This is a genomic window from Pseudonocardia sp. N23 (genome assembly GCF_002583555.1).
Classification (GTDB): Bacteria; Actinomycetota; Actinomycetes; order Mycobacteriales; family Pseudonocardiaceae; genus Pseudonocardia.
This window is the reverse complement of the sequence record NZ_BEGX01000052.1, coordinates 279,000-292,977: the sequence shown is the minus strand read 5'-3', so window position 1 is coordinate 292,977 and position 13,978 is coordinate 279,000. Positions and strand designations below refer to the sequence as shown.

General features: G+C 70.6%; 16 protein-coding genes and 1 pseudogene. 8 read left to right on the top strand and 9 right to left on the bottom strand.

Annotated features, from left to right (window positions below):
- The first annotated feature begins 21 nt into the window (after window positions 1-21).
- Window positions 22-567: a PH domain-containing protein gene (locus tag TOK_RS14905; RefSeq protein ID WP_098958441.1), complete on the top strand. Its 546-nt coding sequence runs from the start codon at window positions 22-24 to the stop codon at window positions 565-567.
- A complete protein-coding gene (locus TOK_RS14900) occupies window positions 564-1,499 on the top strand; it encodes a hydroxymethylglutaryl-CoA lyase (protein WP_098958440.1) in 936 nt (311 codons plus the stop codon). Before TOK_RS14905 ends, TOK_RS14900 begins: the two co-directional genes overlap by 4 nt.
- Here the strand turns inward: TOK_RS14900 and TOK_RS14895 are convergent.
- The 5 genes from TOK_RS14895 to TOK_RS14875 all read right to left on the bottom strand — a co-directional run bounded on the left by TOK_RS14895 (window position 1,489) and on the right by TOK_RS14875 (window position 6,220).
- The gene (locus TOK_RS14895; protein ID WP_098958439.1) at window positions 1,489-3,033 is read right to left on the bottom strand and encodes a long-chain fatty acid--CoA ligase; all 1,545 of its coding nucleotides are present in this window, start codon (window positions 3,031-3,033) and stop codon (window positions 1,489-1,491) included. The genes TOK_RS14900 and TOK_RS14895 overlap by 11 nt on opposite strands.
- A gap of 7 nt (window positions 3,034-3,040) precedes the next feature.
- The gene (locus tag TOK_RS14890; RefSeq protein WP_098958438.1) at window positions 3,041-3,781 is read right to left on the bottom strand and encodes a hypothetical protein; all 741 of its coding nucleotides are present in this window, start codon (window positions 3,779-3,781) and stop codon (window positions 3,041-3,043) included.
- A 28-nt stretch (window positions 3,782-3,809) separates the two neighbouring features.
- The gene (locus TOK_RS14885) at window positions 3,810-4,403 is read right to left on the bottom strand and encodes a peroxidase-related enzyme (RefSeq protein WP_098958437.1); all 594 of its coding nucleotides are present in this window, start codon (window positions 4,401-4,403) and stop codon (window positions 3,810-3,812) included.
- A gap of 66 nt (window positions 4,404-4,469) precedes the next feature.
- Entirely contained in the window at window positions 4,470-5,585 is a 1,116-nt protein-coding gene (locus tag TOK_RS14880) for an NDMA-dependent alcohol dehydrogenase (protein WP_098958436.1), read from the bottom strand.
- Window positions 5,586-5,602: 17 nt separating this feature from the next.
- On the bottom strand, window positions 5,603-6,220 hold the full coding sequence (locus tag TOK_RS14875; RefSeq protein WP_098958435.1) for a peroxidase-related enzyme: 618 nt from the start codon (window positions 6,218-6,220) through the stop codon (window positions 5,603-5,605).
- A gap of 143 nt (window positions 6,221-6,363) precedes the next feature.
- Here TOK_RS14875 and TOK_RS14870 point away from each other — a divergent pair, with 143 nt between their 5' ends.
- Complete coding sequence (locus TOK_RS14870) at window positions 6,364-6,951, top strand: helix-turn-helix domain-containing protein (protein ID WP_172457575.1); 588 nt, start codon at window positions 6,364-6,366, stop codon at window positions 6,949-6,951.
- A 68-nt stretch (window positions 6,952-7,019) separates the two neighbouring features.
- Here TOK_RS14870 and TOK_RS14865 read toward each other — a convergent pair whose 3' ends face one another.
- The 4 genes from TOK_RS14865 to hisN all read right to left on the bottom strand — a co-directional run bounded on the left by TOK_RS14865 (window position 7,020) and on the right by hisN (window position 9,490).
- Window positions 7,020-7,457, bottom strand: coding sequence for a VOC family protein (locus tag TOK_RS14865; protein ID WP_098958433.1), 438 nt, complete (start codon window positions 7,455-7,457; stop codon window positions 7,020-7,022).
- A 19-nt stretch (window positions 7,458-7,476) separates the two neighbouring features.
- Window positions 7,477-7,770 (bottom strand): nitroreductase/quinone reductase family protein, encoded by a 294-nt coding sequence (locus TOK_RS14860; RefSeq protein WP_098958432.1) that lies wholly within the window; start codon window positions 7,768-7,770, stop codon window positions 7,477-7,479.
- A 231-nt stretch (window positions 7,771-8,001) separates the two neighbouring features.
- Entirely contained in the window at window positions 8,002-8,448 is a 447-nt protein-coding gene (locus TOK_RS14855; protein ID WP_098958431.1) for a MaoC family dehydratase, read from the bottom strand.
- A gap of 244 nt (window positions 8,449-8,692) precedes the next feature.
- Window positions 8,693-9,490 (bottom strand): histidinol-phosphatase, encoded by a 798-nt coding sequence (hisN, locus tag TOK_RS14850; RefSeq protein ID WP_172457574.1) that lies wholly within the window; start codon window positions 9,488-9,490, stop codon window positions 8,693-8,695.
- A gap of 1,031 nt (window positions 9,491-10,521) precedes the next feature.
- Between hisN and rbcL the strand changes: the two are divergent.
- The 5 genes and pseudogenes from rbcL to TOK_RS14830 form a co-directional block, all read left to right on the top strand.
- A pseudogene (gene rbcL, locus TOK_RS34105) lies at window positions 10,522-10,845 on the top strand (ribulose-1,5-bisphosphate carboxylase/oxygenase large subunit); the annotation flags it as partial.
- Window positions 10,846-11,057: 212 nt separating this feature from the next.
- Complete coding sequence (locus TOK_RS34100; protein ID WP_253258390.1) at window positions 11,058-11,306, top strand: hypothetical protein; 249 nt, start codon at window positions 11,058-11,060, stop codon at window positions 11,304-11,306.
- A gap of 10 nt (window positions 11,307-11,316) precedes the next feature.
- Window positions 11,317-11,508 carry a ribulose bisphosphate carboxylase small subunit gene (locus TOK_RS14840; protein ID WP_098958430.1) on the top strand — a complete coding sequence of 64 codons (192 nt, stop codon included), beginning with the start codon at window positions 11,317-11,319 and terminating at the stop codon, window positions 11,506-11,508.
- Window positions 11,509-11,880: 372 nt separating this feature from the next.
- Window positions 11,881-13,293 (top strand): form I ribulose bisphosphate carboxylase large subunit, encoded by a 1,413-nt coding sequence (locus TOK_RS14835; protein WP_098958429.1) that lies wholly within the window; start codon window positions 11,881-11,883, stop codon window positions 13,291-13,293.
- Window positions 13,294-13,337: 44 nt separating this feature from the next.
- Complete coding sequence (locus TOK_RS14830) at window positions 13,338-13,676, top strand: ribulose bisphosphate carboxylase small subunit (RefSeq protein ID WP_306305142.1); 339 nt, start codon at window positions 13,338-13,340, stop codon at window positions 13,674-13,676.
- The last annotated feature ends 302 nt before the right edge of the window (window positions 13,677-13,978 follow it).

Here is a 13,978-nt window from a genome sequence, read left to right as displayed (position 1 = left end):
CGGCACCGTTAGATTGGCCCGATGGCCTACCCCGACGAGCTCCTCGTCGAGGACGAGGAGGTCCTCGTCCACAAGCATCCGCACCCGAAGATGCTGGCGCTGCCGGTGCTCGTCTTCCTGGTGACGGTCGGCCTCGCGGCCTACCTGGCGGCGTTGGCGCGCAATCTGAGCTGGGCGCCCGTCGCCTGGATCGTGATCGCCGTCGTGGCGGTCGTGGTCGTCGCCTGGTTCACCCTCGTCCCGCTGATCCGCTGGCGGACGACGCACTTCGTCGTCACCAGCCGCCGGGTGCTGGTCCGCGAGGGCGTGCTGTCGCGCCAGGGCATCGACATCCCCATGGGGCGCATCAACTCCGTGCAGTTCCGGCACACGATCGTCGAGCGGATGCTGGGTTGTGGCACGCTGGTGATCGAGTCGGCGTCCGACGAGCCGCTGGAGTTCGACGACGTGCCGGGCGTCGAGTCGGTCCACTCGCTGCTCTACTCGCAGATGGCCGAGGTCGACGAGCGCCGCGAGCGCCGCTCCTACGACCGCTACGACGAACGCCGGGACGGGGACCGCTGGTGAGCGTGAACGGGTTGCCGCAGCTCGTCCCCGCCGACGGGTTGCCGTCGCGGGTGACGATCTACGAGGTCGGGCCGCGCGACGGGCTGCAGAACGAGTCGGGGATCGTGCCCGTCGAGGTGAAGGCGGAGTTCGTCGAACGCCTCGCCGATGCCGGCCTGACGACGTTGGAGACCACCAGCTTCGTGCACCCGAAATGGGTGCCGCAGCTCGCCGACGCCGCCGACCTGCTGGAACGCCTCGACCGCCGCGCGGACGTCGACTACCCGGTCCTGGTCCCCAACGAGCGCGGTCTCGACCGCGCGCTCGAGGCCGGGGTGGAGCACGTCGCGATCTTCGCGAGCGCCACGGAGACGTTCGCGGGCAAGAACCTCAACCGCACCCTCGACGAGCAGTTCTCCATGTTCGCCCCCGTCGTCGCACGGGCGCGCGCCGAGGGCCTGCGGGTGCGCGGCTACGTCAGCATGGCGTTCGGCGACCCGTGGGAGGGCACGGTCGACCCCGCACAGGTCGCCGGGGTCGGGCGGCGCCTGGTCGAGATGGGCTGCGGGCAGCTGTCGCTGGGCGACACGATCGGCACCGGCACCCCCGGGCACGTCGACGCGGTGATCGACGCCTGCGCCGCGGCCGGTGTCGGCGTCGACACCCTGGCGGTGCACTTCCACGACACCTACGGCCAGGCGCTGTCCAACACGCTCGCGGCCCTCCGGCGCGGGGTGACCACGGTCGACGCCAGCGCGGGCGGGCTCGGCGGCTGCCCGTACGCGGAGTCCGCGACCGGCAACCTCGCCACCGAGGACCTCGTCTGGATGCTCGACGGACTGGGCATCGCGCACGGCGCCGACCTGGGAAGACTGGTCGACACCAGCGTGTGGATGGCGGCGGCGCTGGGCCGGCCCTCGCCGTCGCGGGTCGTGCGCGCGCTCAGCGGCTGACCGACGCCTCGGACCCGTACCGGCCGCGCAGGGTCCTCTTGAGGATCTTGCCGGTGGCGTTGCGGGGGATCTCGTCGACGATCTCGACCGCGCGCGGGCACTTGTAGCCGGCGAGCCGCTCCCGGCAGTACGCGACGACGTCGTCGGCGCCGAGGCCGGACCCGGGCGCGGGCACGACCACAGCGGTGACGCGCTCGCCCCACTTCTCGTCGGGCACCCCGATGACCGCGGCGTCGGCGACGCCCGGCATCTGTGTGAGGACCCGCTCGACCTCCACCGGGTACACGTTCTCGCCGCCCGTGATCACCATGTCCTTCTTGCGGTCGACGATCGTCACGTAGCCCTCGGCGTCGCGGACGGCGACGTCGCCGGTGTGGAACCAGCCGTCGACGAGTACCTCCGCCGACGCCTCCGGCAGCCTCCAGTAGCCGGCGAAGACGTTGGGGCCGCACACGGTCAGCTCGCCGGGGGTGCCGTCGGGGACGGGGGTGCCGTCGTCGGCGACGATCCGGCAGTCGACGTGACGCAGCGCCCGACCCACCGATCCCGCCTTGTCGGGCAGCGCGGCCGCGTCCATGACCGTGCACGTCGGGCTGGTCTCGGTGAGCCCGAAACCCTCCAGGAACGCCCAGCCGCGGTCGGCGAAGAAGCGGATCACCGGCAACGGGCACGGTGCCCCGCCGGACAGCACCCAGCGGACCCGGGCGTCGTCGACACGGTCGAGGTCGTCGCAGCGCATGAGCATCGTCCACATCGCGGGGACGAGGAACTGCACGGTGACGCGCTCGCGGGCCATCAGCGCCGCGGTCTGCGCAGGGTCGAACCTCGAGACGGTGACGACGGTCCCGCCCAGGTACAGCAGCGGGAACGTGAAGATGCCGAGCGCCCCGATGTGGAACAGCGGCGCCACCGAGAGCGTGACGTCGCTGCACAGCAGGCCCTCGCCCGCCGACAGCATGTTCACCGCGTTCCACGTGATGTTGCCGTGGGTCAGCATGGCGCCCTTGGGCCGGCCCGTCGTCCCGGACGTGTACATGATCAACACGAGGTCGTCGGCCGTCGCGGGCTCCGGCTCGGCGAGCGGCGTCACTCCGTTGACGAAGGTGTCGAGCGAGTCGGGCGCGGCGGGCTCGCCGCCGAGCACGACGGTCCGGCCGATCGCCGCGACGCGCTCGGCCACGTCGCGCCCGGAGCCCACCAGGTCGGCGGACACGACGAGCAGCGACGCCCCCGCGTCGTCGAACACGAACGCGATCTCCTCGGCGGTGAGCCGGAAGTTCGCGGGCACGCACACCCCGCCCACCGCGGCCACCGCGAAGATGACGACGAGCATGTCCGGATGGTTGGTCGACAGCAGCGCGATCCGGTCGCCCCGGCCCACCCCGGCCCCGCGTAGCGCTGCGGCGACCCGCAGGACCCGGTCGTCGAGCTCCCGGTAGGTCGTGCGGGCGCCGCTGTCCCCGTCGACGAGCGCGGTGCGGTGCGGGTTCCGGTGGGCCTGAGCGCCGGGCCAGGCACCGATGTTCATCTGCATCGCGACCTCAGGGCAGCAGGGCGCAGGCCTTGCGCGCCAACGTGACCAGCTCCTGCGCCTCGTCCGCGGTGAGGACCTCGCCGATGACGCGGCCGCACGCCTCGTCGACGCGCGCATGGATCGCGGCCATCTCCTCGGACTGCGATCCCTCCGCCGGCCACGGCTTCGCCCAGCCGAACGCTCCGGCGTAGAACTCGCCGCCGTCGGACATGATCGCCTCCAGCGGCCGCAGCCCCGCCGCCGACACCGCCGCCACGTGGACGCCGCCGCGCCACTCGCGCAGCAGGTTCAGCTGGTGCGCGGCGCGGGCCCGGGGGCTCGACGGGCGTGGGTGCGCCCGCCACGCGGCGAACAGGGCCGTCGCGGGCGCATCGTCGACGATCTTCTCCGCGAGGTCCGCCAGCCGGGAGGCCTCGTCCTCGGGCAGCGACGCCAGCTTGTCCTCGCCGTACTCCGCGCAGGCCTCGGCGAAGACACGCGTCGCGGTCTCGCGGCTGCACACCTTGGCGACGCCCGGCCACGCCTGCGCCGCCGCCGCGGGCGAGAGGAACCCGTGCGCCGCCGCCGCGACCTCGGGCGTGGTGTCGCCGAGGACCCCGAGCCGCCCCGCGATGTAGAGCTGCAGCGGGTCGGGGAAGCCCAGCTCGGTGGCCTTCGCCGCCGTCGGCGGGGCCAGCATGAACGAGGCGGCCGTGTCGTAGATCGCAGCGCCCAGCTCGTGGGCGGTCGGTGTTCCGTGAGTGGTCATCGCAGTCCTTGTCGACGTCGGTGCGGGCTCAGGAACGCTGGAAGTCGTAGAGCGCCGAGTCGGGCAGGATCGCCAGCGGCGTCGCCAGCCGGTTGGAGAACGAGAAGAACGCCGCGACCTCCAGGACCTCGAAGATCTCCTCGTCGGTGAGGCCGGCGGTGCGCAGCTCCTCGAAGTCGCTGTCGTGCATGCGGTCCGGTGCCTCGGTGACCTTGACCGAGAAGTCACAGATCGCGCGCTCGCGGTCGGACAGCTGGACCTCGCGGTAGTTGTGCGCGATGCGCTGGGCGCGCTCGCTGCTGCCCAGGTGCCCCGCCATGCCGCCGGTGTGGTGCATCGTGCAGTAGGTGCAGCCGTTGATGCCGGAGACGACCGCGGCGATCATCTCGCGCTCCAGCATCGGGATCGTGCCGTTGGTCGGGGTGAACAGTGCCTCGTAGTAGCCGAGGAACCGGCGCAGCACATCCGGGTGGACGGCGAGGGCCTTGATCCAGTTCGGCACGCCGCCGGGAGCGCCCTCGAAGTTCTTGTAGAGGGCGGCCACCCGCGGGGGCAGGTTGTCCTCGTCGGCGATGCCCAGGCGGGAGATGCGCTCGGTGGCGCGCACTGCGGTCTCGGTCATGATCAACTCCGTTGTCGTCGGTTCCGGTCGTTCGCCGTACGTGTGTCGGGTACTCCGCTGCGTCCGTCAGGTGAACTCGACGATCGCCTTCACGCTCTCGCCGGCGTGCATGCCCGCGAAGCCGTCGTTGACCCGCTCCAGCGGGTAGCGGCGGGTGATGAACTCGTCGATCTTGAGACGGCCCTGGTCGTAGAGGTCCAGCAGCATCGGGATGTCCCAGGTCGGCACGCACGATCCGTACAGCGACCCGACCAGCTTCTTCTCGAACAGGGCCAGCTCGATCGGCGACACCGGGATACCCACGGTCGAGCCCTTGCCCAGGCCCGTCACGACCGTCGTGCCGCCCTTGCGGATCGCCGCGAACGCCGCCGCGATGTGGTCGGGGGTCGTGACCCCGACGCACACGATCGCGACGTCGGCGCCCTGCCCGTTCGTCAGGTCCTTCGCGGCCTCGGTGGCCTCGACGATGTCGGCGTACGCCGCGGTGGCGCCGGCGCCGAGCGCGGCGGTCCGCTTGAGCTCGACGGGGTCGACGGCCAGCACGTGTGCCGCGCCCGCCATCGCCGCGCCCTGGACGGCGTGGATGCCGACACCACCCACGCCCATCACGATCGCGACCTGACCGGCGGAGACCTTGCCGACCTTCACCGCCGAGCCCCACCCCGTACCGACGCTGCACGCCGCCAGGCACGCCGCGTCCAGCGGGAGGTGCTTCGGGATGCGGATCGCGGAGCTCGTCGACACCAGGGTGTACTCGGAGAAGCTCGCCACGCCCGCGGCCTGCGCGAGGTTCTCGCCGTCGAGCCGCAACCGGTAGCTGTCCGGATCGTCGGCGCGGGCACCGGCCAGGGTCTGTGCACCGAGGTCGCACAGGTTCTGCTTGCCCTGTGCGCACCAGCGGCACCGGCCGCACGACGGGATCCACGCCAGCACGACGTGGTCACCGACCTCGTAGCCGCGCGTGTTCGGGCCGACCTCGACGACGATCCCCGCGCCCTCGTGACCGCCCGCCATCGGCAGGTTGACCTCGAGGTCGCCGACCGCGATGTGATCGTCGGAATGGCAGATGCCGGACGCGACCATCTTCACCACGAGCTCGTCCTGGCGCGGGGAGTCGAGCTCGATCGTCGTCATCTCGAACTTGCCGGGTGCGGAGAAGAGGACCGCTGCCTGCGACTGCATGCTGTGCCTCCCGGCCGTCAGCCCGCGACCGCGCCCGCGGCGTCCGCCGGGGTCGCGCGGGCCAGGTGGTGGTACTCGGTGTTCGGGACGAAGCCCATCGCCAGCGCGAGCCGGTTCGTGAACGAGTACATCGCCGTCAGCTCGGCGACGTCCCAGACCTCGTCCTCGGTCAGGCCGACCTTCGCCAGTGTCTCCAGGTCCTCGCGGGAGATCGTCGCCGGCTCCCGGGTGAGCTTGTCCGCGTAGCGGCAGATCGCCAGCTCGCGCTCGTCGAGACCGGCGTGGCGCCAGTTGTGCATGATCAGATCGGCCTTGACGACGTCACCGAGCTCCTCCCGCAGCGCGTACAGGTGCGAGGTCAGGCAGTAGGTGCAGCTGTGGATCGCCGACACCACGACCGCGATCATCTCGCGGTCGGCCGCCGAGAGGTTGTCGGTCGGGACGTGCAGTTGTGAGTAGTGCGCGAACCACGCGGAGAACCGTTCAGGGCGGTGCGAGTAGCCGCGGAAGACGTTCGGGACGAAACCGAGCTGCTCCTCGGCCTTGCCGCACAACGACTGCAGGGGCGACGGCAGGTCGGACACCCGCGGTACCGGGAACCAGCTCGTCTCGGGGCCGCTTCGGTCGTCGCTCATCGTCGAGTCCTCCGGGTGGTCGTTTTACTGATCGTGCGGTCGGTACAGTAACCATCGTGACGTCGACTCGGCAAGGCCGCACCGGTTCCGCCCACGGCGGGCCCGCGGCTCGACGGCGTCGCGGACCTGCGACGATGGACGTCATGTCCAGCGCGAACGCCGTCGTCGGCCGCAACGTCGGCGGCCTGCGGATCGAGCGCAAGATGTCGGCCTCCGAGCTCGCCCGCAAGGCCGGGATCTCCAAGGCCACCGTGCTCTCGATCGAGCTGGGGAAGGCCAATCCGACAGTCGACACCCTGCAGGCGCTCGCCACCGCCCTCGGCGTGACCATCACCGACCTGCTCACCGACGCCACCAGCGGCGTCGCCACCACCGTGCGCCGCATGGCCGACGCCGAGTGGCACCCGCTCGGCACGCTGCGGATCCGGCCGCTCGGCACGATGTACGGGGCCGACCTCGTCTACGTCTTCGTCGCGATCATCAGCGAGGAGGGCTACTCCGACGACGGGCACGAGGCCAACGCCGTCGAGAGCCTCTACGTGCTCTCCGGCACCATCCTCGCCGGGCCCACCGCCGACCCCGTCACCCTGCACGCGGGCGACTACATCCGCTTCACCGCCGACGGCCCCCACATGTACCGTGCCGAGGACGGCACCGCCGAGGCGCTGCTCGTCATCTCCCGGGCCCAGATCCCGGACGTGGGACGGCTGACGGCGGTCGAGGAGATGTAGGCCCGCCGGCCGTCCACTGTGGTCGCCCGTGCGGGGCGGGCGACCGGCAGCGGATCGTCGACCTGTGGTCAGCCCTTGTTCAGCTCTTCGGCGAGCATCACGATGATGCCGCTCGGGCCGCGGACGTAGGTGAGCTTGTAGACGTCCCCGTACGTCGCGACACCGCGCAACGGGTGGCAGCCGTGCCGTGCCGCGATCGCCAGGGACTCCTCGATGTCGTCGACCGAGAACGCGATGCGGTGCATCCCGATCTCGTTGGGCAGGGTCGGGCTCGTCTCGATCGCGTCGGGATGGATGTACTCGAAGAGCTCGATGCGGCCCTTGCCGTCCGGGGTCTGCAGCATGGCGATCTTGGCGTGGTTGCCGTCGAGCCCGACGGCGGTGTCGGTCCACTCCCCGCTGACCGTGTCGCGACCGAGAACGGTCAGCCCGAGGTCGGTGAAGAAGGCGATCGTCTCCTCGAGATCGCGGACGGCGATGGCGACGTTCTCGAACGTGATGGGCATCAGCTCTGCTCCTCGTGTGTCACGGCTGGGTCGGTCGAACGGGCCAGGCCCGAGGTGCCGACAGGACGACCGGGATCGGGCGCTCGCTCCTGCGGGCGTCCGCGCCGCCCTCCGAGGCGTCCGGCGGCCCGTAGGCCAGGCAGGTGCGCCGCGGCCTGCCCGAGACGCGTCCGGTCGTGACGAGGACGAGTGTGCGCACCCCGTCCGTCTCGTGTCCCTCGGTTCCGTCCGAGGCGAGGTAGCGCCTGGTCTGCTCGGCGACCCGGTCCCACTGCGAGTCGGTGGCGCGGTCGAGATCATCGGCGACGGCCATGTCCGAGGTCCTTTCAGCTCTTTCCAGCGAACCGTGCTCGCTCCCTGTCCGTGGGACGGAGCCGTCGCGCCGATCTCGACACCCGGGCGTACGGAACCAGGACTTCATTCCTCGTGAGGCGCTGACCGGGGGCCTGGTGGTTCTGGCCTGTCCTCCGGCTGCGCCTGTGTCGTACGTGCCGTCTCGCACGGGCCCGGCCGGCACGCTCCTCGGCGGAGGCGCCGGATCTCGTCAGGGCTCGCGGAGGCCGAACATGCCGGTGAAGCGGGCGCTGTAGACGAGGGTGTCACCGCGGTGCATCCGCGCGCCCAGGGTCACCAGGCCCATCTCGGGACGGCTGCGGGAACGCCGAGCGTCGAGAATCTCCAGGGTCGGGGTGAGTACGTCACCGCCGAACACCGGTGCAGGCCAGCGGATCTCCTCGCCGCCCGGCGACGCGATGCTGGTCGCGCGCAACAGGACGGCGTCGGCGTAGGCGCGCATCCAGAGCGACGCGGTGAACCAGCCCGACGCGGCGACGTCGCCGAAGACCGAGTTCTTTCCGGCCTCGTCGTCGTAGTGGAACGGCTGTGGGTCGAACCTGCGGGCGAACGCGATCATCTCGTCGCGGTCGACGGTGATCGTTCCGAGGTCGAACACACGGCCCGGGGTGAGGTCCTCGAAGGCGAGCTCCGGCATGGGCGGACCCTACGTCGCCGGTCCCGTCTGCGCCGCGGGCCCGGCTCGGATCACACCGCGCTGCCCGACGGCACGGCGCCGGTGCGCCGGGCCGCGCTGCTCGCGGCCGGAGCCGGAGCGCATTCCCTGTTCGGATCGCGCGGCGCCACCGACCCGGAGCGGGACCGTGCCCGCTGACCCGCGGCAGTGTCACGCTGCTGCCTCGGACCGGCCTGCTGTCTCGGATCCCGCGCCTCGCGGGGACTCAGCCGCGGAAGAAGCCGAGCGCGGCGTCGTGCAGGGCGCCGTTGGAGGTCACGGAGTTGCCGCCCGCGAAGGTGGTGACACCGCCGAGGTCGGTCAGCCGCCCACCCGCCTCCTCGACGAGGACCTGCACCGCGGCGAGGTCCCAGGCGTTGGCCTCGGGCTCGACGGCCAGGTCGATGGTGCCCTCGGCGACGAGGCAGTGCTGCCAGAAGTCGCCGAATGCGCGGGTCTCCCAGCAGCGGTCGGTCAGGGCGAGCCAGCTGTCGAGGATGTCGTGCTCGCGGAAGGTGTTGAGGTTGGTGGTCGAGACATAGGAGTCGCCCAGATCGGCCACCCCGGACACGGAGATGCGTCGCGGGACCGCGCCGGGGGCATCGGAGGTCCAGGCCCCGGACCCCGTGGCGGCCCACCAGCGGCGGCCGAGCGCCGGGGCGCTGACGACGCCGACGACAGGCGCGCCGTGGACGGTCAGCGCGATCAGCGACGCCCACACCGGGTTGCCGCGGGAGAAGTTCTTGGTGCCGTCGATCGGGTCGAGCACCCAGCCGCGCCCGCCGGCGGGGACCTCCCCGCCGCGTTCCTCACCGAGCACTGCATCGGCAGGAACGGCTGTGCCCAGCTCTGTGCGGAGCGCGTCCTCGGCGGCGGTGTCGGCGTCGGTCACCGGGGTGCGGTCGGGCTTGCGCTCGACCCGCAGGTCCGCGGCGCGGAAGCGGGGGAGCGTGATCGCGTCGGCGATGTCGGCCAGGCGCAGCGCGAGGGTGAGATCGTCGTCGGCGGGCAGTGACTCGTCCACGGCGGGCACTCTGCCAGCCACCGCGCGTGCGCGGCCCGGCAGGTGGCCGCGCCGACCCCGGCCCGGTGGGTCGGCGGCAGGCAGGTCGGCGTCCGCTTCGACCACGACCACGCCTGGCTGGATGTACGACTGACGATGGTCGGCGACGGAGCGTTTCACCTTCCCGTGACCCGCCGGCCGGCCGCGCAGCTGGGCGCACCACGAGGCGTTGCGGAACGGGGACGCCGGGACCGGGCCGACCACGGCGGGCGCCACGACCGGCCGGCCGCCGCCGAGGCCGAGGAACCGCGTCGGCTCCGCGAGGAGAACGCCGAGCTCCGCCGGGCAAACGAAATCCTCGAGGCGGCGAGCGCCCTTTTCGCCCAGGAGGTGGACCCGGCAAGGAAGAGGTCGTGAAATCCGTCGCCGAGCCCAAGACGGCTTCGGGGTGGCTTATTCGGATCGGGCCCGAAACTGCAACTCGCTGCGATTCGGCAGCGCTCAGCGGATCACGGGATTCGTCCATCGTCGATGGGGTCGCTCGGCGATTCCTTACGACAACGCGCTTGTAGAGAATTGTTCTCTCCGCTCAGGACCGGGTTCGTCCACCGCGCGTCCCGGACAGTCGCAAGGAAACGGAGAACGCGCTGTTCGTCAACATCGGTGACTGGGTGCGCGAGAGCGCATCCAGGACCGCCCCGGCTGGCTCTCACCGGATCGGTACGAAGCCACCTGGCGAGCCCGACCGGCCCGCCCCGGTCAGCCGACCAGCACGTCGAGCCGGTGGGGGAGCCTCACCGGGCGCCACCATCCGCGCGGCGGAATGCCGGCACGCACTCACGAGCAGGCTCCCTTCACTCGTTGTCGAGGAGCAAGGAACAAGGAGGAAGGAGCTGGGGGCGTGGGGTCGTGTGGGCATCCCTCATCCGGAGGATCTGTCGGGGGTCCGACGTTGCATGACACAGGTTGACGAAGCCGTTTGCCACAGGTTGACGTCGGAGTCGGTAAGGGGCCGATGGACAGGTGAAAAACCCTCCGCAAGGATCTGATCCATGGCAGTCCGCTCGCAGGCCGGCCTCATTCCGTACGCGGACTCGGGGTTCTGGCAGCCCGACTACGTCCCGAAGAACACCGACGTCCTGTGCGCATTCCGGATCACACCGCAGCCGGGGGTGCCGCCGGAGGAAGCGGGCGCGGCTGTCGCGGGCGAGTCGAGCACCGCCACCGGAACGGCCACCTGGACCGACCGCCTCACGGCCATCGAGACCTACCAGGCCAAGTGCTACCGGGTCGAGCCCGTGCCGGGCACTCCCGGGCAGTGGATCGTGCTGATCGCCTACGACCTCGACCTCGACCTCTTCGAGGAGGGCTCGATCGCGAGCCTCGCGAGCGTGGTCGCCGGCAACGTCTTCGGGTTGACGACGCTTGCGGCACTTGCAGGGGCCTTACTTCGCCCAGGACTGGGCCTCGGCCCCCGGCGTCATGCCGTCGCGTCCGGTGGGATCCATACCGGGCAGGTGCACCACCTGCTGCACCACCTCGGTGAGGGCGTCGTCCTGCAGTCGACGGCGGCACCACCGGGCACCCGATGGGCATCGCCGCAGGCGCCGAGGCCGACCACGTCGCCGTCGAGGCGATGGTCAAGGCGCGGAACGAGGGTGTCGACGTCCTCCGCGAGGGGCCGGAGGTCCTCAGGAGGGCGGCCACGCACAACCGCCCGCTCGAGATGGCGCTCGCAAGGCGGACCGAGGTGGCGTCCGACCACGAGCCCACCGACTTCCCGACTTCCCGACTTCCCGACTATCCCGACGTGACCGCGACGCCGGCGAACGTCTGAGGAGCCCGACGTGCGCATCGCCCAGGGGGCCTTCTCCTGCCTGCCAGACCTCACCGGCGCCGAGATCGCGCTGCAGATCGACTACTGCCGGCGAAACGGTTGGCCGGTCTCGGTCGAGTTCACCGACGACCCGCACCCCCGCGACACCTACTGGGAGGTGTGGGGGCCGAAGATGGTCGACGTCGAGGACGGATCGTCTTGACCATGGCCGCCGTCGACGCCGACCGGTCGGCCTCTTGCCGGTGGGGGACGGCGCCCACCGATATCCCCTGTCCGGGGGGTGTGGTGTGGTCGGGATGGCGACGACTATGTCGGCGCTGCCTCGTCGTCCATCGACGTCGTGCGAACGCTGACGTTCGCGACCCTGACGGCAGATCCGTGTTGTCGGTCCAGGGGGCAGAGTGCGCTCAAACAGTTAATCGATGACTGAAGTGTTAGCACCGAAGATTCACTGTTCATGAGGGTTCCCAGACCCTAGTGTGATGATCAGGTGGTTGAGACAGTCCAGCGTGCGGGCCCCGCAGCGGGAGCAAGGGACCGTCCCCAGCAGCGGGCGTAAGCCGAGGAGAGAAGCGTGTCAGACAAGACCTACAAGGCCGGCGTGAAGGACTACGCCGCTACCTACTGGACGCCGGACTACGAGCCGTTGGACACGGATCTGCTCGCGGTGTTCAAGGTCGTTGCGCAGGAGGGTGTGCCTCGTGAGGAGGCCGCGGCGGCGGTGGCGGCGGAGTCCTCCACCGGGACGTGGACCACGGTGTGGACCGACCTGCTGACCGACCTGGACTACTACAAGGGTCGGTGCTACCGGATCGAGAACGTTCCGGGCGACGACACCGCGTTCTTCGCGTTCATCGCCTACCCGATCGACCTCTTCGAGGAGGGCTCGGTCGTCAACGTGCTGACCTCGCTGGTCGGCAACGTGTTCGGGTTCAAGGCGATCCGCAGCCTGCGACTGGAGGACATCCGGTTCCCCCTGGCGTACGTGAAGACCTGTGGTGGTCCGCCGCAGGGAATTCAGGTCGAGCGCGACCGGCTCAACAAGTACGGGCGTCCGCTGCTGGGCTGCACGATCAAGCCGAAGCTCGGTCTGTCGGCCAAGAACTACGGCCGGGCGGTCTACGAGTGCCTGCGTGGTGGTCTGGACTTCACCAAGGACGACGAGAACATCGGCAGCCAGCCGTTCATGCGCTGGAACCACCGGTTCGACTTCGTGATGGAGGCCGTGCAGAAGGCCGAGGCCGAGACCGGTGAGAAGAAGGGCCACTACCTGAACGTCACGGCGGCGACGCCGGAAGAGATGTACAAGCGGGCCGAGTACGCGAAGTCGCTCGGCGCGCCGATCATCATGCACGACTTCTTCACCGCAGGCTTCACGGCCAACACCGGGTTGGCGAACTGGTGCCGCGAGAACGGCATGCTGCTGCACATCCACCGGGCGATGCACGCGGTGGTCGACCGCAACCCGATGCACGGCATCCACTTCCGGGTCCTGACCAAGTGTCTGCGGTTGTCCGGGGGCGACCACTTCCACTCGGGCACGGTGGTGGGCAAGCTCGAGGGTGACCGGCAGGCCACGCTGGGGTGGATCGACCTCATGCGTGAGTCGTTCGTGCCGGAGAACCGCTCGCGCGGCATCTTCTTCGACCAGGACTGGGGTTCGATGCCGGGGGTGATGCCGGTCGCTTCGGGCGGTATCCACGTCTGGCACATGCCCGCGCTGGTGGCGATCTTCGGTGACGACTCCTGCCTGCAGTTCGGTGGCGGCACGCTGGGTCACCCGTGGGGCAACGCGGCGGGGGCGCACGCGAACCGGGTCGCGCTCGAGGCATGCGTGGAAGCACGCAACCAGGGCCGCGCGGTGGAGCGTGAGGGTCGGGAGATCCTCACCGAGGCGGCCCGGCACAGCCCGGAGCTGGCCGTCGCTCTGGACACCTGGAAGGAAATCAAGTTCGAGTTCGACACGGTGGACAAGCTCGACGCCTGACGTGACCCGGCTGCCCGATCCGGCCCCCGAGCCCTCACAGAGAGATGGACATGACCATGGAAGCCTACGGGCCCACGACGGGGCGCGTCGAAACGTTCTCCTACCTTCCGCCGATGACGCCCGAGCGCATGCGTGCGCAGATCACCTATCTGCTCCAGCAGGGATGGAACCCGGCGGTCGAGCACACCGAGCCCGAGAAGGCCGGCTCGAACTTCTGGTACCTGTGGAAGCTGCCGTTCTTCGGTGAGAAGTCGGTGGACCGGGTCCTGAGCGAGCTCGAGGCGTGCCACCGGGCCAATCCCGGTCACCTCGTGCGCCTGATCGCGTACGACAACTTCACGCAGTCGCAGGGCACGGCCTTCGTCGTCTACGGGGCTCGCTGACCCATGGGCATGTACGCGGTGCAGACCGCAGACCCGGATGAGTTGGCTGCCGCGAGGGGTTCGGCAGCCGGTGGCCGCGACGCAGCCAAGGCGCGGCGTCGTGCGTTGTCGGCGGGTCGTGCGGCGCTGGGACCGGCGGCTCGCGTGCCTTCGCCCAGCGTTGTGTCCCCGGCTGGGGCCGGCTCGCGTACCGCAGGTGGCGGCCGTATTTCGGCCAAGGCGCGGCGGCACCTGGCGTCGGCGGGTAGTCCCTCTCCCGCCGCGTCGGCTGCTCCGGCCGCGCCGGAATCCACAGCCGGCCG

What these genes read in the sequence shown, in the direction of transcription:
- TOK_RS14905 (WP_098958441.1), top strand. Translation starts at nt 22, where the DNA reads ATGGCCTACCCCGACGAGCTCCTCGTCGAGGACGAGGAGGTCCTCGTC.
- TOK_RS14895 (WP_098958439.1), bottom strand. Translation starts at nt 3,033, where the DNA reads ATGCAGATGAACATCGGTGCCTGGCCCGGCGCTCAGGCCCACCGGAAC.
- TOK_RS14890 (WP_098958438.1), bottom strand. Translation starts at nt 3,781, where the DNA reads ATGACCACTCACGGAACACCGACCGCCCACGAGCTGGGCGCTGCGATC.
- TOK_RS14885 (WP_098958437.1), bottom strand. Translation starts at nt 4,403, where the DNA reads ATGACCGAGACCGCAGTGCGCGCCACCGAGCGCATCTCCCGCCTGGGC.
- TOK_RS14880 (WP_098958436.1), bottom strand. Translation starts at nt 5,585, where the DNA reads ATGCAGTCGCAGGCAGCGGTCCTCTTCTCCGCACCCGGCAAGTTCGAG.
- TOK_RS14875 (WP_098958435.1), bottom strand. Translation starts at nt 6,220, where the DNA reads ATGAGCGACGACCGAAGCGGCCCCGAGACGAGCTGGTTCCCGGTACCG.
- TOK_RS14870 (WP_172457575.1), top strand. Translation starts at nt 6,364, where the DNA reads ATGTCCAGCGCGAACGCCGTCGTCGGCCGCAACGTCGGCGGCCTGCGG.
- TOK_RS14865 (WP_098958433.1), bottom strand. Translation starts at nt 7,457, where the DNA reads ATGCCCATCACGTTCGAGAACGTCGCCATCGCCGTCCGCGATCTCGAG.
- TOK_RS14860 (WP_098958432.1), bottom strand. Translation starts at nt 7,770, where the DNA reads ATGGCCGTCGCCGATGATCTCGACCGCGCCACCGACTCGCAGTGGGAC.
- TOK_RS14855 (WP_098958431.1), bottom strand. Translation starts at nt 8,448, where the DNA reads ATGCCGGAGCTCGCCTTCGAGGACCTCACCCCGGGCCGTGTGTTCGAC.
- TOK_RS34100 (WP_253258390.1), top strand. Translation starts at nt 11,058, where the DNA reads ATGGGCATCGCCGCAGGCGCCGAGGCCGACCACGTCGCCGTCGAGGCG.
- TOK_RS14830 (WP_306305142.1), top strand. Translation starts at nt 13,338, where the DNA reads ATGGACATGACCATGGAAGCCTACGGGCCCACGACGGGGCGCGTCGAA.